23 protein-coding genes and 1 pseudogene are annotated in these 25,043 nt (G+C 74.5%); 6 read left to right on the top strand and 18 right to left on the bottom strand.

The window, feature by feature from the left end; translation table 11 throughout:
• Nucleotides 1-9 precede the first annotated feature (9 nt).
• The 12 genes from BMW67_RS04970 to BMW67_RS05025 all read right to left on the bottom strand — a co-directional run bounded on the left by BMW67_RS04970 (nt 10) and on the right by BMW67_RS05025 (nt 14,097).
• Nucleotides 10-1,071 carry an ABC transporter ATP-binding protein gene (locus BMW67_RS04970; protein ID WP_072745676.1) on the bottom strand — a complete coding sequence of 354 codons (1,062 nt, stop codon included), beginning with the start codon at nt 1,069-1,071 and terminating at the stop codon, nt 10-12.
• A 53-nt stretch (nt 1,072-1,124) separates the two neighbouring features.
• A complete protein-coding gene (locus tag BMW67_RS04975) occupies nt 1,125-2,573 on the bottom strand; it encodes an amidase (protein WP_072745675.1) in 1,449 nt (482 codons plus the stop codon).
• Nucleotides 2,574-2,745: 172 nt separating this feature from the next.
• Nucleotides 2,746-4,887, bottom strand: coding sequence for a 4Fe-4S binding protein (locus BMW67_RS04980; protein ID WP_072745674.1), 2,142 nt, complete (start codon nt 4,885-4,887; stop codon nt 2,746-2,748).
• Between the two features lie 649 nt (nt 4,888-5,536).
• Nucleotides 5,537-6,544, bottom strand: coding sequence for a tetraacyldisaccharide 4'-kinase (gene lpxK, locus BMW67_RS04985; RefSeq protein ID WP_072746064.1), 1,008 nt, complete (start codon nt 6,542-6,544; stop codon nt 5,537-5,539).
• Nucleotides 6,544-7,854, bottom strand: a complete 1,311-nt coding sequence (locus BMW67_RS04990) for a 3-deoxy-D-manno-octulosonic acid transferase (protein WP_072745673.1) — start codon at nt 7,852-7,854, stop codon at nt 6,544-6,546. Before BMW67_RS04990 ends, lpxK begins: the two co-directional genes overlap by 1 nt.
• The gene (locus BMW67_RS04995; RefSeq protein WP_072745672.1) at nt 7,851-8,678 is read right to left on the bottom strand and encodes a lysophospholipid acyltransferase family protein; all 828 of its coding nucleotides are present in this window, start codon (nt 8,676-8,678) and stop codon (nt 7,851-7,853) included. The genes BMW67_RS04990 and BMW67_RS04995 overlap by 4 nt, the downstream gene beginning before the upstream one ends.
• A gap of 5 nt (nt 8,679-8,683) precedes the next feature.
• Nucleotides 8,684-8,926 (bottom strand): DUF4170 domain-containing protein, encoded by a 243-nt coding sequence (locus tag BMW67_RS05000; RefSeq protein ID WP_072745671.1) that lies wholly within the window; start codon nt 8,924-8,926, stop codon nt 8,684-8,686.
• A gap of 71 nt (nt 8,927-8,997) precedes the next feature.
• On the bottom strand, nt 8,998-9,846 hold the full coding sequence (locus BMW67_RS05005; protein WP_245728453.1) for an inositol monophosphatase family protein: 849 nt from the start codon (nt 9,844-9,846) through the stop codon (nt 8,998-9,000).
• Nucleotides 9,833-11,194, bottom strand: a complete 1,362-nt coding sequence (locus tag BMW67_RS05010) for a TldD/PmbA family protein (RefSeq protein ID WP_072745670.1) — start codon at nt 11,192-11,194, stop codon at nt 9,833-9,835. Before BMW67_RS05010 ends, BMW67_RS05005 begins: the two co-directional genes overlap by 14 nt.
• An 8-nt stretch (nt 11,195-11,202) precedes the next feature.
• The gene (locus BMW67_RS05015) at nt 11,203-11,610 is read right to left on the bottom strand and encodes an MAPEG family protein (RefSeq protein WP_072745669.1); all 408 of its coding nucleotides are present in this window, start codon (nt 11,608-11,610) and stop codon (nt 11,203-11,205) included.
• Between the two features lie 191 nt (nt 11,611-11,801).
• Entirely contained in the window at nt 11,802-12,878 is a 1,077-nt protein-coding gene (gene hemH / locus BMW67_RS05020) for a ferrochelatase (protein ID WP_072745668.1), read from the bottom strand.
• A 289-nt stretch (nt 12,879-13,167) separates the two neighbouring features.
• The gene (locus tag BMW67_RS05025) at nt 13,168-14,097 is read right to left on the bottom strand and encodes a class I SAM-dependent methyltransferase (RefSeq protein WP_072745667.1); all 930 of its coding nucleotides are present in this window, start codon (nt 14,095-14,097) and stop codon (nt 13,168-13,170) included.
• Nucleotides 14,098-14,199: 102 nt separating this feature from the next.
• Here BMW67_RS05025 and BMW67_RS05030 point away from each other — a divergent pair, with 102 nt between their 5' ends.
• The 3 genes and pseudogenes from BMW67_RS05030 to BMW67_RS05040 all read left to right on the top strand — a co-directional run bounded on the left by BMW67_RS05030 (nt 14,200) and on the right by BMW67_RS05040 (nt 16,420).
• Nucleotides 14,200-15,099 (top strand): ComF family protein, encoded by a 900-nt coding sequence (locus BMW67_RS05030; RefSeq protein ID WP_083581050.1) that lies wholly within the window; start codon nt 14,200-14,202, stop codon nt 15,097-15,099.
• A gap of 173 nt (nt 15,100-15,272) precedes the next feature.
• Nucleotides 15,273-15,533 (top strand): glutaredoxin 3, encoded by a 261-nt coding sequence (gene grxC, locus BMW67_RS05035; RefSeq protein ID WP_072745666.1) that lies wholly within the window; start codon nt 15,273-15,275, stop codon nt 15,531-15,533.
• A 46-nt stretch (nt 15,534-15,579) separates the two neighbouring features.
• A pseudogene (locus BMW67_RS05040) lies at nt 15,580-16,420 on the top strand (carbon-nitrogen hydrolase family protein).
• Between the two features lie 87 nt (nt 16,421-16,507).
• On the opposite strand, the gene ubiG reads toward BMW67_RS05040, so the two are convergent.
• Complete coding sequence (ubiG, locus tag BMW67_RS05045) at nt 16,508-17,269, bottom strand: bifunctional 2-polyprenyl-6-hydroxyphenol methylase/3-demethylubiquinol 3-O-methyltransferase UbiG (RefSeq protein ID WP_245728454.1); 762 nt, start codon at nt 17,267-17,269, stop codon at nt 16,508-16,510.
• A 32-nt stretch (nt 17,270-17,301) separates the two neighbouring features.
• On the opposite strand from ubiG, the gene pip reads away from it, so the two are divergent.
• The gene (gene pip / locus BMW67_RS05050) at nt 17,302-18,267 is read left to right on the top strand and encodes a prolyl aminopeptidase (RefSeq protein ID WP_072745664.1); all 966 of its coding nucleotides are present in this window, start codon (nt 17,302-17,304) and stop codon (nt 18,265-18,267) included.
• Between the two features lie 38 nt (nt 18,268-18,305).
• Here the strand turns inward: pip and BMW67_RS05055 are convergent, their stop codons facing one another.
• Together BMW67_RS05055 and BMW67_RS05060 are read right to left on the bottom strand one after the other, a co-directional pair.
• Nucleotides 18,306-19,532, bottom strand: a complete 1,227-nt coding sequence (locus BMW67_RS05055) for an aminopeptidase P family protein (protein ID WP_072745663.1) — start codon at nt 19,530-19,532, stop codon at nt 18,306-18,308.
• Between the two features lie 187 nt (nt 19,533-19,719).
• A complete protein-coding gene (locus BMW67_RS05060; protein ID WP_072745662.1) occupies nt 19,720-21,441 on the bottom strand; it encodes an AAA family ATPase in 1,722 nt (573 codons plus the stop codon).
• Nucleotides 21,442-21,475: 34 nt separating this feature from the next.
• Between BMW67_RS05060 and BMW67_RS05065 the strand changes: the two genes are divergently transcribed.
• The gene (locus BMW67_RS05065) at nt 21,476-22,708 is read left to right on the top strand and encodes a TIGR03862 family flavoprotein (protein WP_072745661.1); all 1,233 of its coding nucleotides are present in this window, start codon (nt 21,476-21,478) and stop codon (nt 22,706-22,708) included.
• 2 nt (nt 22,709-22,710) lie between these two features.
• Here the strand turns inward: BMW67_RS05065 and BMW67_RS05070 are convergent, their stop codons facing one another.
• The gene (locus BMW67_RS05070) at nt 22,711-23,130 is read right to left on the bottom strand and encodes a secondary thiamine-phosphate synthase enzyme YjbQ (RefSeq protein ID WP_072745660.1); all 420 of its coding nucleotides are present in this window, start codon (nt 23,128-23,130) and stop codon (nt 22,711-22,713) included.
• A gap of 55 nt (nt 23,131-23,185) precedes the next feature.
• On the opposite strand from BMW67_RS05070, the gene BMW67_RS05075 reads away from it, so the two are divergent.
• Nucleotides 23,186-23,602, top strand: a complete 417-nt coding sequence (locus BMW67_RS05075; protein ID WP_072745659.1) for a PaaI family thioesterase — start codon at nt 23,186-23,188, stop codon at nt 23,600-23,602.
• Nucleotides 23,603-23,609: 7 nt separating this feature from the next.
• Here the strand turns inward: BMW67_RS05075 and BMW67_RS05080 are convergent, their stop codons facing one another.
• Nucleotides 23,610-24,200 carry an MlaC/ttg2D family ABC transporter substrate-binding protein gene (locus tag BMW67_RS05080; protein ID WP_072745658.1) on the bottom strand — a complete coding sequence of 197 codons (591 nt, stop codon included), beginning with the start codon at nt 24,198-24,200 and terminating at the stop codon, nt 23,610-23,612.
• 38 nt (nt 24,201-24,238) lie between these two features.
• Nucleotides 24,239-24,967 carry an MlaA family lipoprotein gene (locus BMW67_RS05085; protein WP_072745657.1) on the bottom strand — a complete coding sequence of 243 codons (729 nt, stop codon included), beginning with the start codon at nt 24,965-24,967 and terminating at the stop codon, nt 24,239-24,241.
• Nucleotides 24,968-25,043 lie beyond the last annotated feature (76 nt).

Here is a 25,043-nt window from a genome sequence, read left to right on the forward strand (position 1 = left end):
CGTCCCTCCTCAATCTTCCAGCGCCTGGAGCGCGCCGGGCGCGAAGTCCAGCCCGACCCGCGCGCCGGGCTCGGGCATGCGCCCCTCCTCCAGCCGCGCGACGATGGGCGTGCCGTCGTCCAGCTTCATGTGGCAATGGGCGGCGGGGCCGAAATAGACGATCTCGGCCACCGTCGCCTCGAGCCTTCCCGCGCCCGGCGCCGCCAGGCGCAGCTGCTCGGGGCGGACGGTCAGGGTGATGCGCTTGCCCTCGGCCGGCGCGCCGCCGGGCGCGGGCAGCGCCGCGCCCGCGGGCAGATGCACCGCGCCGCCGCGCGCGACGCCTTCGAGAAAGTTCGTCTCGCCGATGAAGTCGGCCACGAAGCGGTTGACCGGCCGCGCGTAGATCTCGCGCGGCGGGCCGACCTGCTGCAGGCGGCCCCCGCGCATCACGCCGACGCGGTCGGACATGGTCAGCGCCTCTTCCTGGTCGTGGGTGACGAAGACGAAGGTGATCCCGGTCTCGTGTTGAAGGCGCTTGAGCTCGCGCTGCATCTCCTTGCGCAGCTTCAGATCGAGGGCCGAAAGCGGCTCGTCCAGCAGCAGCACCCGCGGCGCCGGCGCCAGCGCCCGCGCCAGCGCCACGCGCTGCTGCTGGCCGCCCGAAAGCTGGTCGGGGCGGCGGTCGGCCATCTCTTCCATCCGCACGAGGCGAAGGATCTGCGCCACGCGCGCGCGCGTCTCGGCGGCCGGGCGGCCCAGCATCTCGAGCCCGAAGGCGATGTTGCGCGCCACGCTCAGATGCGGGAACAGGGCGTAGCTCTGGAACACGGTGTTCACGGGCCGCCGGTTGGGCGGATCGTCCGTGATGTCGCGTCCCTCGAGCAGGATGCGCCCCGCATCGGGGGTCTCGAACCCCGCGATCAGGCGCAGCAGCGTGGTCTTGCCGCAACCGGACGGGCCCAGAAGCGTGAAGAACTCGCCCTTGCGGATGGTCAGCGACACGTCGTCCAGCGCCCGCACCGGACCCGCGGCGCTGGGGTATTCCTTGCGCGCCGAGCGAATCTCGACCGCGGCGTCATCTTCGGTCAAGCGGCTCCCCCCGTCATTGCCCGGACAAAGGGTCGCAGGCGGCGTCGGCGGCGTCAAGCGTCTTGCCCGCCGGCGACGAGCGGCGGGCGGCGGTCGAACCAGGGGCGCGCCGCCTCGATCTGCCCGCACAGCGCCATCAGCAGCTCGTCCTCGCCGAAGGGCGCGGCCAGGTGAACGCCGACGGGCAGCCCCTCGGGGGTCCAGCGCAGCGGAACCGAGGCCGCCGGCTGGCCGGTGGCGTTGAAGGCGGCGGTGAAGGGCGAATAGGCGAAGACGCCGTCCGGCCCCATGCGGTAGGCGACGTAATCCTCGCGGTCATGGGCGAAGCGCCCGATCCGCGCCGGAGGCTCGGCCAGGGTCGGGGTCAGCAGGATGTCGTGGCGCAGGAAGAACTCGGCCATGCGCCGGCCATAGGCATGGATGCGCCCGACCGCCTCGAGGTAGCGGTCGCCCGAAATGGCGCGCGCATGCGCCGCCGCGCCGCGCGCCACGCCCTCGACCTCGTCGGGCTCGAGCGGGCGGCCGCGCGCCTCGACCGCCTTGCGGATGCTCAGCGCCGTGCCGCAGGCGACGATGTCTGTCCAGGCGGCCATCATCCCCTCGTGATCGGCGTCGGGGCGCGCGGGCGTCACCTCGTGCCCCAGATCGGCCAGCAGGGCGGCGGCCTCTTGGGCGGCGGCGCGGCATTCGGGATGCACCGGCGCGCCGGTCAGCGTCGTCTCGCACAAGGCCACGCGCAGCGGCCGCGGCGGGCGGGCCAGCGCGGCGCGGAAGCCCTCGCGCAGCGGCGGCGCCCAGTAGGGCGCGCCCAGGTCCGGCCCCTGCGTCACGTCCAGCAACAGCGCCGAGTCGCGCACGCTGCGGGTCAGGAACCCGTCGATGGCCATTCCCGCCCAGCCCTCGCCCGCATAGGGGCCGTCGGGCAGGCGCGCGCGCGTGGGCTTGAAGCCGAACAGGCCGCAGCTCGAGGCGGGAATGCGCACCGACCCGCCGCCATCCGAGCCATGCGCCGCCGGCACGACCCCCGCCGCCACCGCCGCGCCCGAGCCGCCCGACGAGCCGCCGGGGGTGCGCGACGGGTCCCACGGGTTGCGCGTGGGCCCGCCATAGACGGCGGCCTCGGTGACCGGCCCGATGCCCAGTTCGGGCGAGGCGGTGCGCCCGAACACCACCAGCCCGGCGGCGGCCAGGCGCTCGTAAATGGCCGAGTCGCGGTCATAGCGCGTCCAGCGAAAAAGCCGCGAGCCGTTATGCGAAGGGTAGTCGCGCGCCTCGGCGCCCAGATCCTTGAGCAGGAAGGGCACGCCGCGCAGCGGCCCCTCGGGCAGCCCCTGCGCGATCTTTCGCCGCGCGGTCTCCTCGAACACCAGCGGCACGGCGTTGAGCGTTCCATCCACGGCGCGCAGCCGATCGAGCGCCAGGTCCAGCAGCTCGTCCGGCGTCGCCTCGCCCGCCGCGACCAGCGCGGCCAGCGCCGTCGCGTCCATGGCGTCGTAATCCATCGCATCCTCCCTGCCCCGCGCGTCGCGCTCAGCCTATCCGCCGCGCGCGCGCCCGCGCAACGGCCCTGCCGAGGCGGGCGACGGGGCCATGCGCACTTGCCGCTTCGCCCCCCGCGCCTTCCCCTGCCCCGGCTGCGATCGCCCGGCGGAAGGCCGGGCTCCGCGGCCCCCTTCAGCGCGCCCTGGCCGCTGCGGACGGCGCGGCGACCGGCGCCTGCCGCCTCGGCCCGGCCTTGCGCGCGGCCAGGACGCGGGGCACGCAGCGGGCCGGGTCCTCGTAGATCGAGACGCAGTCGAGGCAGGCGAAGCATTCGTCATAGCGGATGCGGCCGCTTTTCTCGATCGCCTGGTAGGGGCATTTCGCCCGGCACAGCTGACAGGGCGAACCGCACTCGGCCCGGCGCGCGATCCAGTCGCGCCCGCGCAGCAGCCCGCCCAGCGCCATCAGCGCCCCGAGCGGGCAGACATAGCGGCAGAACCCCTTGAACAGCGCCGCGCCCAGCGCCAGCCAGAAGGCGGCGTAAAGAACATAGGGCCACTCGCGGTCGAAGCCGACGGTGACGGCGGTCTTGAAGGGCTCGACCTCGACCAGCGCGTCGGTGGCCGAGGGCGAGATCAGCGCCGCCGCCGCCAGAACGGCCAGCACGGCGTATTTGACCAGCTTGAGCCGGCGGTCCCAGCGCTCGGCCACGCGCAGACGCGGCAGGCGCGCCGCGCGGCCCGCGTGGTGGGCCAGCTCCTGCATGGCGCCGTAGGGGCACAGCCAGCCGCAGAACAGCCCCCGCCCCCACAGCACGAAGCCCAGAATCGCCGCGCCCCAGATCATGAGCGAGAACGGGTCGTAGAGCAGGAAGGCGAAGCCGCCCCCCTGCACGGCGGCGCGCAGCGTCCCCAGCGCCGTGACGATGGACAGCTGCCCCTGCCCGTGCCAGCCGACGAAGGCGATCATCGCGGCCAGAAAGGCCAGGCGCGCCGGCAGATAGGCGCGGCTGGCGGCCAGGCGCCGCATCCACGGCCCAAGCGCCGCGAACAGCGCCAGCAGCAGCGCCGCCAGCGCCGCCAGATCGACCCGCCGCGCCAGCGCCGCCTCGACCCAGGGCGGCGCGGGCGCGGGCGCGGCCTGCGGCGCGCGGAAGAAGCGCTCGGGCGTGACGTGGGTCAGCTCGAAGCTGCGCGCGCCAATCTGGGGCATGAAGGGGCCGTGGCGGCGCAAGGCGGCGATGCGCAGCGTCCAGGGCCGCGCCGGGTCGAAGCCCAGCCGCCGATCGGTGCGCAGGATCATCGCGCGCGCCGCCTCGGGGCCGCCGGGCGCAAGCTGCACCTCCAGATCCGCGTCGCGCAGGGCGATGGGCAGGCCGTCCTGCTCGAGCGTGATCAGGTCCGGCGCCGTGTTGCGCACGAAATCCTCCGACACCAGGCCATGGCGGCCCGCATCGACCAGCAGCAGCGGCTCGTCATGGTCCGAGACGGCCAGGAAGGCGCGCAGCTCGGCCAGCGTTTCGGGCGCAAGGGCGGCGCGCGCCAGCGCGGGCGGGCCGACATCCACCACCCACAGATCCAGGAACACGCCGTCGGGGTCGGCCGCCGCCTCGGGGTCGTCATCCTCCCACAACGAGCCGGCGAAGGCCTCCTGCAGCTGGCGGTTCGTGACCGTCAGCCGGCCCGCCAGGCCCTGCGCCTCGAGCGCGGCCCAGTCCAGCTTCTCGTCATGGTCGGGATCGGGCGCGCGCGGCGGACCGGCGCGCAGGCCCTTCATGCGCTCGCGCGCGACGGCGAAGGCCGCGGCCAGGATGCTCTCATGCGCGATCCGCACCGAGGCGGTGGCCTTGGTCACGCCGTCCAGATAGGTCGCCGCCGAGCCCGCGCCCCCCTGCGCGCCGTAGGGCACGCCGACGGTCAGGTTCTCGGCGATCGAGCGGCCGCGATACTGCTCGACGAACTTGTGAAACGGCGCCTCGCCCAGGCCCGAGACGAAGACGGGCTCGTTATGGTCGATGAGCTCGACGTCAAGGAAGCGCCCCTCGCCGTCCAGCGTCACCAGAAGGTCGATCGGCGCGCCGGAAAAGCCCGGAATGGGCGCAAGCGGGCGCGTTTCGAAGATGTAGCCCGCCGGGCGCCCGCTCAGATCGATGATCTCGTGCACCCCCTCCTCCGTCAGCTTTGCGCCCAGCCGGTAAGGAGCGGGAACGCGCGCCGCAAGCTCGGCCTCGGAGAGAAGCGGCGCGTTTTCGGCCGCGGCCGCGGCCGCCGGCGGAGCCGACGCCGCAAGCGTCCAGATCACGGCGACAAGGAACAGGACGAGACGTGCGATCATGGCGCCATGCTAGGCGCGGCGGCGGCGCGCCGCCATCCGACTTTGGGCGCGCGCTCGCGCCCGGCGCGCGGCCGAGGCCGCCGCGCACAAGGGCCGCCTGGACCCCCTCGCCGCCGCCGCACAAGGGCCGGGGCGCCGGCTTGGGCCGCGAGCGATGCGCATGGCCCGCAGAGAGGGGCGAGAGAGCGCCAGAAAAGGAAGGCGCAAAAAAACGGGCGCGCAAGCCGCCGGGGCTGCGCGCCCGCAACGCGCCGCGAGAAGCGTCGCGCGAGGGACCATGCCGCGCAGGCTGACCCTGCCGGGCGCCGGTCGATGGGCGGCTTTGGGGCGATTTGGGGGCGCCCTGCGCTCGCGCCCTGGCCCGTGCGGCCCGCCCCGCGCCGACGCCGCGCGCTCGATCGGCCGCGCGCGGCGCCGCGCCGGCAGGCCGCGTCGCCGCGGCGATGGGGCATGCCCTTCGGCCCGCGCCGCCGGCGCGCCGCATCGGCGCCCCATGTCCGACCCGCCCGCAAGAGCCGTCTCCCGGCGCCCTCGGCCCAAGGGGCCCGCTCGGCGCGTTCGAGCCGCCGCCCTTGCCGTCTCCCGGCGCCCTCGGGCCGAAGGGGCGGCCGGCGATCGGCTCCGCGATCCGCGATCCGCGCCCGGCCGCTCAGCCTTGCGCAGGCCGCGCGAGGGCGCGGCGCAGAAGGGCGTCGAAGGCGGCCTGATCCTCGGGAACCAGCGCGACGGGAAGCGGCATCGCCATGCCGCGAAAGGCCGGCGGCAGGCGCACCGCGTCCTTCTCGGTGGTCACGAGCTGCGCATCGGCCTGCGCCGCCTCGGCCTGCAGGCGGCGCAGGATGCGCGGCGCGTAGGGCGCGTGGTCGGGAAAGGCGTGCGCGCCGACCAGCTCGGCGCCGAGCGCGCGCAGCGTGTCGAAGAACTTCTCGGGCCGGCCGATCCCGGCGAAGGCGACCACGCGCCGCCCGCGCCAGTCGATGCCTATGGGACGGGCGCGAAGCTCGGCGTTCAGGATGGGCCGCGCGCGCAGAACGGGCCATCGCGCGGGGGCGGCGGCGCGCGCCTCGGGCGGGCCGATCAGCAGCACGGCGTCGGCGCGGGCCATGCCCTCGGCCGGACGCTCGCGCAAGGGGCCGGCGGGAATGGGGCGCCCGTTGCCAAGGCCGGTCTCGGCGTCCACCGCCAGGATGGACAGGTCCTTGACCAGGGCCGGGTTCTGGAAGCCGTCGTCCAGAACCAGCGCCTCGGCCCCCGCGGCGACGGCCGCGCGCGCCCCCGCCGCCCGGTCGCGCGCCACCCACACCGGCGCGAAGGCGGCCAGCAGCAGGGCCTCGTCGCCGGTCAGCGCCGCGTCGTCGCGCGCCAGGTCCACCAGATGCGGACCGCGCGCCGTTCCGCCATGGCCGCGCGTGACGACATGGGCGCGCACGCCCATCTCGGCCAGCCGCTCGAGCGCGTGGATCGCGGCGGGGGTCTTGCCCGCGCCGCCCGCCGTCAGATTGCCCAGGCAGATCACGGGAACCGGCGCGCGCCAGCCCTGCCCGCGCGCCAGCCGCGCCCGCGTGGCCGCCGCGTAGGCCGCGCCAAGCGGGGCCAGCAGCCGCGCGGCAAGGCCCGGCGCCCGGGGCGGGCGGAACCAGAACCGGGGCGCGCGCATCATGTCCCGCCTCTTTCCGCCTGGGGCGACGCCGGCGCGGGCAGCAGCGGCGCCAGCAGCGCCGCGGTGCGCGCCACGGCCCGCGCGCCGCCGTCAAGCGCCGCGCGCGCGGCGCGCGTCAGCGCCAGCCGGCGGTCGGGGTCGCGCAGCAGCGCCGCCGCCTCGCGCCCCAGCGCCTCGGCGTCGTCCACGCGCACGGCGCCGCCCGCGACCCGAAGCGCCTCGTATTCGGCGCGGAAATTCCCGACATGCGGCCCGTGCAGGATGGCCACGTCCAGCGCGGCCGGCTCGTGCGGGTTGTGGCCGCCCACCGGCGCCAACGAGCCGCCGACGAAGGCGACCGGCGCGACCCGCAGCCAGGCGCCCATCTCGCCCAGCGTGTCGAGCAGGTGCACGTCGCCCGTCGGCGCCTCGCCCAGCGCGCGGCGCGTGATCGTCAGCCCCTGGGCGCGCAGCGCATCGACGATCTCCTGCGCGCGCGCGGGATGGCGCGGCGCGATCAGCGTCAGCAGCCCCGGAACCCGCGCCGCGGCGACGCGATGCGCCGCGCCGACCATCGCCTCTTCGCCCGGATGGGTCGAGGCCGCCAGCCACAGCGGCCGCCCCAGCGCCGCCAGCGCCGCCCGCGCCTCGGGCAGATCGGGCGGGGGCGGCGCTCCGGCCTTGAGCGAGCCGGTCGCCTGCACCTCGCGCGCGCCAAGGGCCGCAAGGCGCGCGGCTGCGTCCTCGTCCTGGGCCGCCACGACGGCGAAGCGGCCGAGCAGCGCGCGCGCCATGCCCGGCGCCAGCCGCCGCCAGCGCGCGGCCGAGCGCGCCGACATCCGCCCTCCGACCAGCGCCAGGGGCGCGCCCGAAGCGGCGGCCTCGACGATGAGCGCCGGCCACAGCTCGCTTTCAAGCCACACGCACAGATCGGGCCGCCAATGGGCCACGAAGCGCCGCGCCGCGGGCCGCGCGTCGAGCGGCGCGTACTGGTGCAGCGCGCGCTGACCGAGGCGCGCGGCCATCAGCTCGGCCGAGGCGCGCGTGCCGGTGGTGACCAGAAAGCGCAGATCCGCGCGCGCCGCGCCCAGCGCCTCGATCAACGGCAGGGCGGACAGCGACTCGCCGACGCTGGCGGCGTGGATCCAGACCAGGGGCCCGTCGGGGCGCGGGCGCGAGGCATGGCCCAGCCGCTCGGCCAGCCGCGTGGGGTCTTCCTTGCCCCGCGCCGCGCGCCGCGCCAGCAGCAGCCGCGCCGGCCCCTCGGCCAGCCGCGCCGCGCCGAGGTAAAGCGCAAGCGCGGGGCTGAAGGGCGCGCGCGCGCTCATGCGTCGGAATCCGGCGCGGCGGCGCGCGCGGGTCCGGCCCGACCGGCGAGCGGGGCCGGGTCGTCACGGTCGATGCCGGCGCGCGCCTGCCCCAGCGGCGGCCCGGGTTCGAGCGGCGCGCGCCCGACCAGCGCGTCGGCGCGGCGCACCGCCTCGATCATCGCGCGTTCGACCTGCAGGCGGTGCGCCTCGATGGCGGCGGGCTCGGCGCCGTCGGGCGGCGGGATGACGGGACCGTAGACCTTGGCGCCGCGCGCGAAGGGCAAGGGAATCATGAAGCGGTCCCAGCTGCCCAGCACCAGCGCCGGGCGCGCCGAATAGGCGCACACCGCCACCGGCGCGCCCGTGCGCGCGGCCAGCACCGACAGCCCGGCCTTGGGCCGCAGGCGCGGGCCGCGCGGCCCGTCGGGGGTCAGGACCATCAGCAGATCCTCCTCGGCCGCCAGCATCGCGCCGGCCTCGGCCAGCGCCTTGCGTCCGCCGCGATCCTTGTGCGCCTTGCGCGGATCGAAGCTCGAGCCGCGCACCGCTTCGACCCCGAAGCGGCGCACCACGGCGGCGATGATCTCGCCGTCGCGGTTGGCCGAGATCATCGCCGCCACGCGCAGCCCCGGCGTCTTTTCCGCCGGCGCCATCAAGAGCCGCCCATGCGGCGCCGCCAGAAGCCACCTGCCCCGCCCCGAGCGCAGCGCGGCGCGCACGCTTTCGCCCTCGACGCGCCAGCGCACCGTGCGGTCGAGCGCGCGGATCAGCCACGCGCCCAGCCGCGCCGCCAGCTCGCGCGCGAAGGCGTTGCGCCTTATGGCCCGCAGGGGCGCGGCCATCGGGCTCAGCCGAGCTCTTCGGTGGGGCTGGCCTCGGTCTCTTCGTCGCGCAGGCGGTGAAGATGGGCGATGAAATAGCGCGTGTGCGCGTCGTCGACGGTGCGCTGGGCGGCTTCCTTCCAGGCGTCGTAGGCCGCGGCGTAGTTGGGGAAGATGCCGACCACGTCGATCTTGCTCACATCCTTGAACCTGGTGCTCTGCGGATCGACAAGCTCGCCGCCGAAGACGAGGTGCAGTCTCTGGGTCATGTCCGGCTCCGATCGTTCAGGCGCCCATGGCGCGTTCTGCGCGCAGCCCTAGACCGGCGGGGCGGCGCGCGTCAATCCGCGCGCCGCAGCCGCGCCATGATCTGCGGATGCAGCGCCGGAGCGGCGGCGATCATTCCGGGCAGGCGCGCGCGCGGCCCGTTGTAGCGCGTGGGCGCGCCGCGCGCGTCGGTCACCACCGCGCCCGCCTCGGCGGCGATCAGCTCGCCCGCCGCCACGTCCCACTCCCACGCGTCGCGCAGGGTGATCATGGCGTCGAAGCGGCCGCTGCCCACCAGGCACAGCCGATAGGCCAGCGACGAGCGGAAATGCCGGCGCACCGGCGGCGGGCCGCCCGGCCACAGCTCGGGCGCCAGCTGCGCCGCGCCGGTCAGCGCCGCCGCGCCCTCGAGCGTCTCGCGCCCGCCATGGGTCAGGCGCGCGCCGTTCAGCGTCGACCCGGCGCCGGCGCGCGCGGCGAACATGCGCTCCCTGGCCGGCAGGAACACGACCCCGACCTGGGGGCGCCCGCCCTCGACCACCGCCAGGGAATGGGCGAAGGTCGGCTGTCCGGCGATGAAGGCGCGCGTGCCGTCGATGGGATCGACGACGAAGACCCGCTCGGCGTCAAGGCGCGCGGGGTCGTCCTCGGTCTCTTCGCTCAGCCACCCGTAATCGGGGCGCGCGGCGCGCAGCTCGGCGCGCAGCATGCGGTCGATCTCGAGATCGGCCTCCGAGACCGGCCCCTGCCCGCCGCCCTTGTCCCAGCTGTCGAGCGCGCCGCCAAAGCGCCGCATGGCCAGGCGCCCGGCCTCGCGCGCGGCCTCTTCGAGCAGGCGCAGATCCGCCGCGCGCCAGTCCTGCGGCGGCGCGGGCGCGTCGCCGCCCCGCGGGCCGGGCGCGGGGCGCTCAGCTTCCGGCAAGGGTCAGCCCCTCGACCAGCAGGCTGGGCACGACGAAGGCGCGGTGCTCGTCCGCGTCGTCGGCCGCGCGCAGCGTGCGCAGCATCTGCGGCAGCGAACCGGCCAGGGTCATCTCGCCGACCGGATGGACGATGCGCCCGTCCTCGACCCAGAACCCCCAGGCGCCGCGGCTGTAATCGCCCGTGGTCGGGTTGATCGAGGCGCCCATGAGCCCGGTCACCAGCACGCCCCGGTCAAGCTCGCGCAGAAGGGAGTCGAAGCTGAGCGCCGGCGCGCGCAGGCGCAGGTTGCCGACGCCGGGATGCGGGGGCGAGCCCGCGCCGCGCTGGGCGTTGCCGGTGGGGGCCATGCCCAGCTGGCGCGCGCTGGCCAGGTCCAGCGTCCAGCCCTGCAGGACGCCGCCGCGCACGATGGCGCGCTCGGCGGTGGGCAGACCCTCGGCGTCGAAGGGGCGCGAGGCGGGGCCGCGCTTGCGCCGGGGCTCTTCGATCAGGTCGAAGCCCTCGGGCAGCACCGCCTCGCCCAGACGATCGCGCAGCCAGCTGGCGCCGCGCGCCACGGCCGCGCCGTTGGCCGCCGCGGTCAGGTGGCCGATCAGCGTCGCCGCCACGCGCCGCTCGAACACCGCGCGCACGGGCCCCGAGGGCGGCTTGCGCGCGCCCAGACGCGCCACGGCGCGCGCGCCGGCAAGGCGGCCGATCTCGGCCGGGTCGGGCAGCGCGTCGCGCCGGCGGCGGCTTTCGGCGGCGTGGTCGCGCTCCATGCCCAGCCCCTCGCCGGCGATGGCCGAGACATGGATCGACGAGGTGGTGCGCGCATAGCCGCCCTCGAAGCCGTTGGTCGCGGCCAGGTGGAACACGCTGCGGCCCCAGGCGGCGCCCGCGCCCTCGACCTGGCTCACGCCCGCGACCGAGAGCGCGCCCGCCTCGGCGGCGCGGGCCAGCTCCTCGAGCTCGGCCGGCGCGGGGGGCGGCGCGGGGTCCTCGAGCTCGAGCGCCGAGGCGTCCACGTCGCGCGCCAGCTGCTCGGGCGCGGCCAGACCGCACCAGGGGTCTTCGGGCGCGACGCGCGCCATGGCCACCGCGCGCTCGGCCAGCGCGCGCAGCGTGCGCGCCGACGCGTCCGAGGCCGAGACGCAGGCCTGGCGCCCGTTCAGGATGACGCGCAGCCCCACATCCACCCCCTCGGCGCTTTCGGCGTGCTCGAGCGCGCCGCCGCGCACATCCGCCGACAGGCTGACCCCGGCCGCCACCACGGCGTCGGCCTCGGCCGCGCCGGCGCGGCGCGCCTCGTCCAGAAGGGCGCGCGCGACGGCGGCGGGGTCGATCGCTCGGTCGAAATCCGTCATGGCCCGCCTCACATCGCCGCCAGCGCGTGCCCCGCGACGCCCAGCGCGCCCAGGACCAGAACCGCCAGGCTCAGCGTCGCGCCTACGCTGCGCTGCCAGGCCGGAGCGTCGGCGGCCATGAAGTGCATGGCGTGCAGCAGACGCCCGAGCGTCAGCGTCGCGCCGAACAGGTGCAGCACCCAGAGCGGCGCGCCCAGCATGGCCATCATCAGCAGAAGGATCAGGCACATGGGCGTGAATTCGATGAAATTGGCCTGCCCGCGCATGGCCCGCGCCAGGATCGCGTGGCCGCCATCGCCGAAATACACGCCAAGGCGCAGGCGCAGCCGCACGATGGCGATGACCATCCATGCCAGGATCAGGCCGTTGAGCCCGGCGTAAAGGGCGACGGCCGCGACGGGGGTGGGGTCGGTCATGGTGCTCTCCGCTCGATGGGGAACCGCGCCGCGGGGGCGCGGGGATTCGGCCCGCTCCACCCTAGCGGCGCGGGCGGGCGCGTCAAATGGGCCGCGCGACCGGCCGAGGGCCCCGCATGACCCGCGCGGCAACCGCTCGGGGGGCAGGTCCGGCGTCGTCGCTCATGCCCGCTCCGGGCCGGGCCAGCCCCTCATATCCAGCCCGCCAGCTCGCGCCGCACGATCTGCTCGAGCGCGTCGATATGCGCCGGGTCGTCGTTCAGGCAGGGGATGTAGTCGAACGACTCGCCGCCCGCCTCGACGAACGCCTCGCGAATCTCTTCGTTGATTTCCTCGAGCGTCTCGACGCAGTCGGCGGCGAAGGCCGGCGCGATCACCGCGATGCGCCGCTTGCCCGCCCGCGCCAGGCGCGCCACCTCTTCGACCGTGTAGGGCTGAAGCCATTCCTCCGAGCCGAAGCGCGACTGGAAGGCGGTGACCACCTCGTCGGGCGCGAAGCCGAGCCGCTCGCGCAACAGGCGCGAGGTCTTGACGCACTGGCAGTGATAGGGGTCGCCCTTCTCGGTCAGGTAGCGCTTGGGCAGGCCGTGATACGAGGCCACCAGCACGTCCGGGCGCCGCTCCATGGCCGCGTAGGCGCGCTCGACCGAGGCGGCCAGCGCGTCGATATAGGCCGGGTGGTCGAAATAGGCCGGCGCGGTGCGCGCGGCCGGCTGGCGGTCAAGCTCGGCCAGCGCGGCGAAGAAGGCGTCGTTGGCCGTGGCCGTGGTCGCGCCGGCGTATTGCGGATAGAGCGGCACGAACAGGATGCGCTCGCACCCCGCCTCGGCCATGGCGCGCACGCGCTCGCGCGTCGAGGGGTTGCCGTAGCGCATGCAGAAATCGACCGCCACGCGCTCGCCCAGATCGCGGGTCAGCCGCTCGGCCAGCGCCTCGGTCTGGGCGCGGGTGACGGTCAGCAGCGGGCTTTCGTCGCGCTCGACGTTCCAGATGCTGCGATAGGCCGCGCCCGAGGTGAAGGGCCGCTTGGTCAGGATCACCAGCTGCAGCAGCGGCTGCCAGAACCAGCGCGGATAGTCGATGACGCGCCGGTCCGAGAGGAACTCGTTCAGATAGCGCCGCATGGACCAGTAGTCGGTGGCGTCGGGGGTGCCGAGATTGGCCAGCATGACCCCGATGCGCGCGCGCGGCACGGGCGGGTGATCGGCGGGCGCGTGGGCCAGGCGCCCCTGTCCGGGGCTGTCGAGGATCGGGCTGGCGTCGGGCATACGGGTCTCCGTCTGAATTCTGAATTGGCATGCAGGATCGCGCGAACGCGCCGCGGGCTGGCGCTTAGTTAGCCCGCCGCGCGCCGCGATCAAAGGCCGATGCCGGCGGGCGGGCCGGATGCCGCAGGCGCGGGGGGGCGCCGTTCGGCCGGGGCCGGGGGCGAAGGGATGCGGCGCGGCGCAGGGGCGGCGCAGGCCCCGGGGCGGGCGCGCCGCAGCGACGCGGGCGGACGTGGCCTGCCGCCTGCCGCCTTGCCTCCGCGTCGCCGCCGACCGGGCGGATGCGCCGTCAGCTTCGGCCGCCCTGGCCGCCATCCTTGTCGCCGGGGCCGTCGGTTGACGGCGGCGCGGCGGGCGCGCGCGGCGCCTTCTCGCCGGCCGGCAGCTCGGGCACGCCCAGCGCGTCGGCGAGCCGCGCCGTGGCCGAACCGGGGCGCCTTGGCTTCGGCTGGCCCGGTCCGGGCGCCCAGCCGGTCAGGGTGATGATCTCGAAGGTGGCGCGCACGCGCCCGCCGGGGGCGGGGAAGTGACGCGCATAGATCTCGCACGCCCGCGCCAGCGTCGCGCGGCGCAGGAAGCGGCGCCGGCGCGCGGTCATCACGTTGGTCTCGCCCATGGCGCGCAGCTCGCGCATCAGGGCCAGCGGATCGGCATAGGTGGCCTGAATGCGGTCGCCGTCGGCCACGGGCATGGCGAAGCCCGCGCGCTGCAGCAGCCCGCCAAGGTCGCGGATCTCGGCCATGGGGGCGACGCGCGGGCTCAGCCCGCCCTCCTCCGCGGCCTCGGCCTCGGCCAGCGCGGCGCGCAGCTCGTGCAGCGTCGCCCCGCCCAGAAGGCAGGCGATCATCAGCCCGTCGGGGCGCAGCGCGCGGCGCATCTGGATCAGCGCTCCCACGGGGTCGTTCGCCCAGTGCAGCGTCAGCCCGCACACCGCCAGATCATAGGCCCCTTCGGGCAACTCCAGCGTCTCGTCCGCGCGCAGCGGGACCTCGTCGATGCGCCCGACCGAGGGCGCGGCCTCGAGCGCGCGCCGCCACGCCGGCGCGCCGGGCCAGACCAGCGCGGCGCGCGGAAACTCGCGCGCGATCGGCAGCAGCCGCTCGGCCGCGCCGGCGGCGGCCTCGGCATGCAGGAAATCGGCCGCGCCCGGCGCGCCGACGCGCGCGCGCCGCGCCATCAGCAGCGCGCGGTCGAACAGAAGCGGGGGTTCGTTGGTCATGCGCCGCCCTCCTTCGCGCCCGCGCCGCGGCGCACATCGCGCGCGACAGCGGCGCGCGACGAGGGTATAGTGCCCCCGGGCGGCGAGGGGAAGGAGAGACGCATGACGTCGACGGCTCCATCCATCATCGCCGCGCGCGCGGCGGCCCCGGACCCGCTTGCGCAACCGGCCGCCAGCCCGCCCCGCTCCGCCGCGGCGGCGCCATCGCGCGCCCCCCATCGCCCGCACCGGGACGAACGCCCCCCGACGCCGCTGCGCCGCGCCGCGCGCTGGCTGACCGAGGCGCTGTTCCCGCCGCTGTGCATCAACTGCCGCGCCGAGGTCGAGACCCCGCACGGCCTGTGCCCGGACTGCTGGCGCGAGACGACCTTCGTCGCCGAGCCCGTGTGCGACCGCTGCGGCGCGCCGACGCTGGGGCACGAGGACGCCGACATCTGCGACGCCTGCCTGCACCAGGCCCCCAGCTTCGCGCGCGCGCGCGCCGCGCTGGTCTATGAGGGGATCGGCCGGCGCCTGACGCTGGCGCTCAAGCATGGCGACCGGCTGGACGTGGCGCGGCCGGCGGCGCTGTGGATGCGGCGCATCGGCCGCCCGCTGATCGACTCGGCCGATCTGATCGCGCCCACGCCGCTGCACTGGCGGCGGCTTTTCGCCCGCCGCGCCAACCAGGCGGCGACGCTGGCGCGCGAGGTGGCGCGGCTGGCCGATCGCAAGGACGACCTCGTTCCCGACCTGCTCGAGCGGGTGCGCGCCACGCCCAGCCAGAAGGGCCTGAGCCGCGACGAGCGCCGCGCCAACCTCGCTGGCGCGATCCGCGTGCGCCCGGCCTTGCGCGCGCGCGTGGCCGGCCGGCGGGTGCTGGTGGTGGACGACGTGATCACGACCGGCGCCACCCTCTCGGCCTGCGCCGACGCGCTGCGCGAAGCGGGCGCGGCCGAGGTCTTCGCCCTGGCGTTGGCCCGCGCCGTGCCCGAGCCCTTCGCCGAGGACGACGCCCCCTGAAGGCGCCGGGCCGCGGCTGCGGGACGTCGGGGGGGACGTCGGGGGCGGGGGCCCCGCGCGAATCGCCGCCTCGGGCGATCGCCCGGCGTTGCGCCCGGGCCGGGGCGGCATATATTGCCCCAGGGCTGCGCGCGCGGCGGGTTCGCGCATGGCCGGGCGAAAGGACGAGAAGCGTGAACAAGGTCGAGATCTACGCCACCCCCATCTGCGGCTATTGCGCGCGCGCCAAGGCGCTGCTTTCGCGCAAGGGCGTGCCCTTCGTCGAATACGACGTGATGCGCGAACCCGGCCTTCGCGCCGAGATGATCCAGCGCTCGGGCGGCCGGCGCACCGTGCCGCAGATCTTCATCGACGGGCGCCATGTGGGCGGCTGCGACGATCTTTTCGCGCTCGAGCGCGCGGGCAAGCTCGACGCGCTGCTGAGCGCGGCCTGAGGGCATGCCCCCCGCCCCCCCGCGCCCGGCGCCGCCCCCAAGGCCGCTGCGCGCGGCGCTGGTGCAGATGACCTCGTCCGACGATCCGGCCGAGAACCTCGACGCGGCGCGCGCGCTCATCCGCCGCGCAGCCGCCGAGGGCGCGCAGATGGCGCTGACGCCCGAAGCCTCGAACCTGATCTCGTTCTCGCGCGCCTTGCAGCAGCGCGTGCTGCGCCCCGAGGCCGAGGACCCCTTCGTGGCCGGAATGCGCGAGCTGGCGGCCGAGCTGGGCATCTGGATCCTGGTCGGCTCGGCCCTGCTGCGCGCCGAGGACGCGCCCGAGCTGTTCGTCAACCGCGCGCTGATGATCGACGCGGCGGGCGAGCTGCGCGCGCTACGACAAGATCCACATGTTCGACGCCGAGCCCGGCGGCGAAGACGGCGCGCGCTATCGCGAATCGGCCGCCTTCCGGCCCGGCGCGCGCGCCGTCGCCGCCGACACCCCCTGGGGGCGCATGGGGCTGACCATCTGCTACGACGTCCGCTTTCCCGCCCTGCACCGCGCGCTGGCCGAGGCCGGGGCCTGGGCGCTGACCTCGCCCGCGGCCTTCACCGTGCCCACGGGCCGGGCGCATTGGCATGTGCTGCTGCGCGCGCGCGCCATCGAGACCGGATGCTTCGTGCTGGCCCCGGCCCAGACCGGGACCCACCCCGCGCGCGAGGGCCGGGCGCGCGCGACCTTCGGGCATTCGCTGGCCGTCGGTCCCTGGGGCGAGGTGCTGGCCGACGCCGGCGAGGCGCCCGGCGTGACCCTGGTCGAGCTCGACCCGCGCGCCTGCGACGAGGCCCGCGCGCGCGTGCCGGCGCTGGCCAATGCGCGCCCCTTCGCCCCGCCGGACCCCTGAGCCGCCGAGCCGAGCCGCCGAGCCGCGCCCCGAACCGAGCCCCGCGCCGAACCCCGCGCCGAGCCCCGCGCGGGCCGCGCCGGCCCCTCAGGCCGGCGGCTTGACCGAGGCGGTGACGTAGTTCACCGAAAGGTCCCGCTCCGAGATCGACCACGACCAGCGCAGCGGGTCGAAGACGAAGCCCTTGCGATCGACCAGCTGAAGACCCGCGCGCGACAGATGGGCGGCCAGCTCGTCGGGCGTGATGAAGCGCGACCACTCATGCGTGCCGCGCGGCAGCCAGCGCATGACATGCTCGGCGCCGATGATGGCGAACAGGAAGCTCTTGGGATTGCGGTTGATGGTCGAGCAGATCATCACCCCGCCGGGCCGCAGCAGCGTCGCGCAGGCGTCCAGATAGGCCTGCGGATCGGGCACATGCTCGACCACCTCCATGTTGAGGATGGCGTCGAAGCGCTCGCCCGCCGCGGCCAGCGCCTCGGCGGTGGTGTGGCGGTAGTCGATCTCGAGCCCCATGCGCCGGGCGTGCAGGCGCGCGACGGGGATGTTGCGCTCGGCCGCGTCGGCGCCCACCACCTGCGCGCCCAGCCGGGCCATCGGCTCGGACAGGAGCCCGCCGCCGCAGCCGATGTCGAGAATGCGCAACCCCTCGAAGGGACGCGGGGCGTCGGGGTCGCGCCCGTGCTGGGCCGCGATCTGCGCCACGGCATAGTCGAGCCGGCAGGGGTTGAGCATGTGCAGCGGCTTGAACTTGCCGTTGGGGTCCCACCATTCGGCCGCCATGGCCTCGAATTTCGCCACCTCGGCCGGATCCACGGTGTTGACGGTCATGCGTTTGCCTCTGGACATGAAGGATGCTCGGCCTATGACATAGCATCACGATGCGAGAAAGCGACAACGACCCGCGCGCCCGGCGCCCCCTTCATCCGCCCATCGAACCCTTCCGCACCATGCGGCTGCAGGTTCCCGGCGGGCATGACCTGTATGTCGAGGAATGCGGCGCCCCGCTGGGCGAGCCGGTGGTGGTGCTGCATGGCGGCCCGGGCGGCGGGTGCAGCCCGGCCATGCGCAGCTTCTTCGACCCGCGCCGCTGGCGCGCGGTGCTGTTCGATCAGCGCGGCTGCGGGCGCTCGCGCCCCCATGCCAGCCTCGAGGCGAACACGACCTGGGACCTGGTCGCCGACATCGAGCGCATCCGCGAGGCGCTGGGCATCGAGCGCTGGACGGTGTTCGGCGGCAGCTGGGGCGCGACGCTGGCGCTGCTCTACGCCCAGGCCCACCCCGAGCGCGTGGCCGCGCTGGTGCTGCGCGGCGTGTTCCTCATGACGCGGCGCGAGCTCGACTGGTTCTATGGCGGCGGCGCGGGGCTGTTCCGCCCCGAGGCGTGGTCGCGCTTCGTCGAGGCCATACCCGAGGACGAGCGCGGCGACCTGATCGCGGCCTATTACCGCCGCCTGACCGATCCCGACACGAACGTCCAGACGGTCCATGCGCGCCTGTGGGCCGGCTGGGAGGCCGCCTGCGCCACCCTGCGCGGGGGCGGCGGCGCACCCGACGGCGCCTATGCGCGCGCCTTCAGCCGCATCGAGGCGCACTACTTCGCCCATGGCGGCTGGCTCGAGGAAGACGGCCAGATCCTGCGTGACGCGGGGCGGCTGCGCGGCATTCCGGGGCACATCGTCCAGGGCCGCTACGACCTGATCTGCCCGCCGGTCTCGGCCTGGGCGCTGAACCGCGCCTGGCCCGAGTCGCGGCTTCACATGGTCCCCGACGCCGGCCACGCCCTGTCCGAGCCGGGCATCGCGGGGATGCTGGTGCGCATCATGGACGAGCTCGAAACCCGCTGAGCGCGCCGCGGCGCGGCCCCGCCGGGGCCGCGCGGGGCTCAGGCGTCGATCACGTTCGCCTCGGGCCCGTAGGGAAAGCGGGTGATGTTCTCGGCCCCCGTCTCGGTCACGATCAGGATGTCATGCTCGCGATAGCCGCCGGCGCCGGGCCGGCCCTCGGGGATCGTCAGCATCGGCTCCATCGACACCACCATGCCGGGGGCAAGCGCGGTGTCCACGTCCTCGCGCAGCTCCAGCCCCGCCTCGCGCCCGTAGTGGTGCGAGAGCACGCCGAAGGAATGCCCGTAGCCGAACGAGCGCCATTGCAGCAGCCCGCGCTCGGCGAAGAACTCGTTGATCCGCGCGCAGATCTCGGAACAGACCGCGCCGGGGCGGATCAGGCTCAGCCCCAGCTCGTGCGCGCCCACATTGGCCTCCCAGATCGTCAGCGAGGCCGCGTCCGGCGCCCCAAGGAACAGCGTGCGCTCGAGCGCCGTGTAATAGCCGTTGATCATGGGAAAGGCGTTGAGGCTGAGGATGTCGCCGCGCCGCAGCGCCCGCGTCGTGACCGGGTTGTGCGCGCCGTCGGTGTTGAGCCCGGACTGGAACCACGCCCAGGTGTCGCGCAGCTCGGAATCGGGAAAGGCGCGGGCGATCTCCAGCTCCATCGCGTCGCGCCCGGCCATGGCCACGTCGATCTCGCGCGCGCCCTCGCGGATCGCGCCGCGCATCGCCTCGCCGCCCAGATCGGCGATGCGCGCGCCCTCGCGGATCAGGGCGATCTCGGCCGGCGACTTGACCATGCGCTGGCGCATGGCGTCGGGGGCGATGTCGGCGGTCTCGGGCGCGCCCAGGAACTCGGCCAGCCTGGCCGACTGCTGCAGCGTCAGGTGGTCGCCCTCGATCCCGATGCGCGCGCCCGCGGGAACCAGCGCGCGCACGGCGCGCCAGAAATTGTCGCGCTTCCAGTCGGTGTAGACGACGTTGTCGCAGGCCGAGCGCCGCCAGGGCTGGCCGCCGTCGATGTTGGCCGAGACGGTCGTCGCCGCCCCCTGCGTCACCACGCAGGCATAGAGCCGGCCGAACGCGCAGTAGAGAAAGCCCGAGTAATAGGCCACGCAATGCATCGAGGTCAGCACCGCCGCGTCGATCCCCCGCCGCGCCATGATCGCGCGCAGCCCCGCAAGGCGCGCCGCGTATTCCTCGGGCGCGAAGGGCAAGGGGGCCTTGGGGCCGTTGCGAAAGGCGAAGAATTCGGGCCGCTCGGCGGCTTCGGTCCGGGTCATGTTCCGATCTCCCGCATCTGCCGGGCGATCGGCGCCCGGCCAAAGGCATCCGGGCGTTCAGGACGGTCGAGAGCGGGGCCAGGCCCCCGGCGACGCCATCGCCGTGCGCTCGGCCCGCATTCTGGCGCCGCGCCGCCCGCCCCGGCCGCCCGCGCGCGACGCCGCGCGGCGCAAAGGCGACGCGGGGTCAGACGGGGGGCGCCGCCCGCTCGAGCGCTTCCTTCAGGCAAGGCGCAAGGGGCCGCTCGCGATCGCCGCGACAAAGGCGCTGCTTGCGGCCCAGCCGATCGGCAAACCCCTCTTGCCTGAGGATTTTCACAAGCGACTTCCAAAGCTTCCGCTTCAGCGTCTTGCCCTTGATGGTCGCGCGACCGTGCCTGCCAAGTTCCTCGTATCGCGCGCCCGGCGCCACGCGGTCGCCCGAAGGGATCGACTGCACCGCCGCGCGATAGGCGTCCTCGAACTCATTCCGGCTTTCGTTCTCGTCGAGGGCGGCGATCGCATCGTCCAGGGCGCGTTTGGCCAGCGCCAAGGGAATGTCCAGCGCGCGCGCGATGTGCTTGGGGTCGAGAAAGCAATCCTCGATGTCGGAGCCGGGGGTGACCCAGAGGTCCTCCTCGCGCCATCCCTTCTTCTCCCGCAACTTCGCCACGTCCGCGTCGGACATGAAGTCCCGGTCCCTGTGCACCAGCGTCCCGATCCTGTGCCGTTCGCGGAACTTCGCCAGCTTGCGACCATCCGGCAGTGCGCCGGCGCCGAAGCAGGACCAGACGGCCACGCGGCGCGACCATTCGGGCCATTGCTGGAGCAGCGCCTGCAGCATCGCCGCGTTCTCGTCCTCGGTGAAAAGGATCACGTCCTTGTCGAGCGCGCCCCAACCCATCCGCTCGGCCACCGACGCGCCCGTGTCGCGCACCTTGCCGTCCTCCATCCAGACGACCCTCGTGTCAGGGCCCGCCGCGCGCACCATGCGCGGCGCATGGGTTGTCAGGATGATCTGCGTTTGGGGAAACGCCTCGGCCGCTTCCTCGAGCGCGCGCATCAGGCGCTCTTGCGCCGAGGGGTGCAAATGCGCGTCGGGCTCGTCGATCAGCAGCAGCGTCGGCTTGAAGTGGAGCAAATAGGCGAAGATCTGCGTGACCTGCAAAAGGCCCGTCCCGGCCATCTCCAGCGGCCGACGTTGGGTCGCGTTGTTGCCGCCCGAGGCGATTCGCATGTCCGGCGTCAGAAACCACGCCTCGACGACCGCGTCGCGGCGGCGATCGAACTTCACCCAGAACGTCACCCCGGGAATGACGTTGCCAACCCATTCGGCAAGGTCGCCGGGCTCCTGTTCCTTGGCGCCCGTGTCGCCCTTGTCCCCGGCCGCCAGCTTGAGCAAGAGCTGGCGAAGGACCGACCCGCCTTCGCCCGAGGCGGCCTTGCGCCGCAGGATCGGCTCCGCAAGAATCGTCTCTTGCTCGGCCAGCCCGGCAAGGCCCGGAATGTAGGCCGTGGCCGGTTGCTCGGCGGTGAGCGCGTCGGCCAAGGGCCCGTCCGCGGGCGCGCTGACGCCCGCCTCGTTGCTGACGGCGCTCACCTCGATCGTCGTCCTTTGGCCGTTCGCATCCTCGAACGCCACGACGACCGGCTTCTTGGGGTTTCCACGGCGCGCTTTCGCCTGCAGGCGCTGGCGATGGGCAAGGGCGTGAAATTCGCGCGACGGGACATAGTCCATTTGCTCCAGCGTCACCCGGCCCGGCTTGGCGCCGCTCGCCAACGAGGCGCACCGGGTCGCCCAATGCACCGCCTTGAGCACCGAAGACTTGCCCGAACCGTTCGCGCCAACCAGCACCGTGACCCGGCCAAGCTCGATCCGGACCGGCCCCTCGAGGCGCTGGAAATTCGCGATCTCGATCGCCTTGATCATTTCGGCCACCGCCCAAAAACGCTAAACGACCGTCATGCTGCACGAAAAAGACGTCGAGACAACCCAGGCCCTCGTCATCGGCGGCGGCCCCGCCGGGCTCATGGCGGCCGAGGCGATCGCCGCCGCCGGGCTGCGCGTGATCGTGGCCGAGGCCAAGCCCTCTTTCGGGCGCAAGCTGCTGATGGCCGGCAAGTCCGGGCTCAACCTGACCAAGGCCGAGCCGCCCGAGCGCTTTCGCGCCGCCTTCGACCCGATGTCCGAGGCGCTGGCCCGGGCGCTCGACGCCTTCGGCCCGAACGAGGTGCGCGAATGGGCGCGCGGGCTGGGGGTCGAGACCTTCGTCGGCTCGTCCGGGCGCGTGTTCCCGCGCGAGATGAAGGCCTCGCCGCTGCTGCGGGCTTGGCTGCGGCGCCTGGCGGGGGCGGGGGCGGATCTGCGCGCGCGCTGGCGCTGGACCGGCTTCGCGCCCGACGGGACGGCGCTGTTCGACGCCCCCGAGGGGCCGCGCGCCATCCGCGCGGCGCAAACGGTGATGGCGCTGGGCGGCGCCAGCTGGCCGCGCCTGGGATCGGACGGCGCGTGGACCGCGCCGCTGGGCGCGCTGGGGCTGGAGATCGCGCCGCTCAAGCCGGCCAACATGGGCTTCGACGCGCCCTGGTCCGAAACCATGCGCGCGCGTTTCGCCGGCGCGCCGGTCAAGGGCGCGGCGCTGCAACTGGGCGCGCTGCGCGTGCGCGGCGAATTCGTGGTCACCCGCCACGGCATCGAGGGCGGCGCCGTCTACGCCCTGTCGGCGGCGCTGCGCGAGGCGCTGGCGCGCGGGCCGGCGGCGTTGACGCTGGATCTGGTCCCCGACCGGAACGAGGCCGATCTGGCGCGGGCTCTGGCGCGCGCGCCGCACGGCGAGTCGCTGGCCAACCGGCTGCGCAAGCGCGCGCGGCTCGACCCGGTGCGCGCCGCCCTGGCGCGCGAGCTGGCGCCGCGCCGGGCGCTGACCGATCCGGCCGCGCTGGCCGCGGCGCTCAAGCGCCTGCCCCTGCCCGTCACCGCGCCGCGCCCGATCGAAGAGGCGATCTCGACCGCCGGCGGGCTGCGCTTCGACGCGCTGGACCAGGACCTTGCGGCGCGCGCCCTGCCCCGCCTTCGCTTCGCGGGCGAGATGCTGGACTGGGAGGCGCCGACGGGCGGCTATCTGCTGACCGCCTGCCTGGCCACGGGGCGCGCCGCGGGGCTGGCGGCGGCGCGCGCGATGCGCGCGGGCGGCTGAGATCAGCCCCAGAGCAGATGCAGCGCGACCTCGCGCCGGTGCGGCCGGTCGCGATGCTCCCACAGATAGATCGCCTGCCAGGTTCCCAGCGCCAGCCTGCCGCCGATCAGCGGCACGGCGACGTTCACGCCCGACAGGACCGCGCGCAGATGGGCGGGCATGTCGTCGGGCCCCTCCATGGCATGACGATAGCCCGCGCCGCGCGGCGCCAGGCGCGCGAAGGCGTCCTCAAGATCGCGGCGCACGTCGGGATCGGCGTTCTCCTGCACCGTCAGCGAGGCCGAGCTGTGGCGGCAGAACAGCGTCAGCAGCCCGTCGGCGCCGCGCGCGCGCTCTTCGGCCCAGGCGCGCGCCTCGGGGGTGATGTCGAACAGACCGGGGCCCGGCGTGCGCCGGACGATCATTCCTGTCGCCTGCCTCATTGCGAAATGCTATTCCGTTTTTTCAACCAAACGCGAAGCCCGAATGGAATCCGACATGGAATTCGACCCCAACCTTCCCTGGCGCACCATACACGGACACGGCTTCAACGCCCATGTCGGCCCGGTTTCCTTCGCCCGCGTCTCGGACTCGGAGTGGCGATTCTTTCTCGACATCGAGGCGCACCACATCAACATCGGCGGCGTCTGCCATGGCGGCGTGTCGCTGACGCTGGCCGACATCGGCATGGGCTCGGGCGCCTATGCGGCGGGCGGCAATCGCCCCTGCACCACCATCCAGATGGACGCGCATTTCATCGCCGCGGCCAAGAAGGGGCAGCGCCTTCTGGGCGCCGCGCGGCTGGTGCGCGCCACGCATGAGCTGGCGTTCATGGAGTGCGAGCTTCACGCCGGCGGGCGGCAGACGCTGCGCGCCTCGGGCGTGTGGAAATACCTGTCGCCGCGCAAGGGCTGAGCGCCGCTCAGCCGCGCAGGTCGGCGATCAGCCGGTCCACGTCGCCGCCGCGCTTCTCGAGCATGGCGGCCAGCTCCTGCCGCTGGGTCTGGAGCATGGACACCCCTTCGACCACCATGTCCACCACCTTGAGCCCATCGCCGCCGCGATCCGAGACCAGGAACTCGACCTGCGAGCCGTCGCCCGCGGGGCGCAGGATGCGGCCGACGACCAGCACGCCCTTCTTGCCGAAATCGCGCGCGTCGACGATCTCGATCCGCTCGCCCTTGTAGTCGGCCATGATGTTCGCATAGAGGCGCGACACGTAGTCGAGGAAGGCCTCGCGGAAGGCGGCGCGCTGGGCGTCGCTCATCTCGCGCCAGGGGCGGCCGGCGACGAAGCGGGCGATGGCCTCGACGTCGGCGACCTCGGCCAGGATGCGGCGGAACTCGGCCGCCTGCTCGGCCGGCGGGCGGCCCGAATCGACCAGCGCCTGGATGCGCCCGACGACATCGGCGACGAAGCCGCGCGCCGCGCCGACGTCGAGCGCCGCCGCCGGCCGCGCCAGCAGGAGCGCGCCCGACAGGGCCAGGAATCCGCGGCGGCCGATCTTGATCATCTCGAAAACCTCGTTCTTTCGTCGCGCATGCGCGCCGGTCACTGGCCGTAGATGTCGGGCAGCGACTCGGCCGAGGCGCCGCCTTCGATCTGGCGGCGGCGGCGCTGCAGATAGGCGCTGCGGACGGCGATGTAGCTGTCCTCGGATTCGTAGAGCGCCTGGTCGATGGCGGCCATGGCGCCGGCGCGCCCATGCACCGCCGCGACGGGCGCGCGCAGATAGCCGTAATCGCCCGCCAGCGTGCCCGAGGCGGCGTAGGTCAGCGGGTTGAGCAGCACGTCGCCCACCAGGCCGACGGCGTCGCGCGCGGTGCTCGGGCCCAGAAGCGGCAGCTCCAGATAGGGGCCTTCCTCGACGCCCATGCGCGCCAGGGTGACGCCGAAATCGGTCGGCTCGCTGGGCAGGCCCATCTCGGTCGCGGGGTCGAGCACGCCAAGGCCCATGATCAGGTTCACCGTCAGCCGCCCCGCCGCCGTCAGCGCCGCCTCGACGTCGCCCTGCAGCACGCGGTTGAAGAAGCGTCCCGGCAGCGCCAGCGTGTCCAGCGCGTTGCCCACCAGGTGCTTGACCAGCGCCGGCGCGGCGACGTCGTAGACCACGGCCGCGGGCCGCAGCGCCACCGTGTCCACGCCCTTGTTGAAGCCGTGGACCGCGCGGTTCGCGCCCTCATACGGGTCCGCGGCGAAGGCGTCGGGGGCGTTCGATGCGGCGCAGCCCGACAGCGCGAGGGCGGAGGCGACGAGAACGGATCTGAAAAGCGGCTTCACGGCAAAACATCCCTTCGCTTCTGCGGCCGACGGTCCCGACCGATTAGAGCAAGCGCCTGCCCGGCGCAATCGGCCC

The sequence above is a fragment of the Oceanicella actignis genome (genome assembly GCF_900111545.1).
Taxonomy (GTDB): Bacteria; Pseudomonadota; Alphaproteobacteria; order Rhodobacterales; family Rhodobacteraceae; genus Oceanicella; species Oceanicella actignis.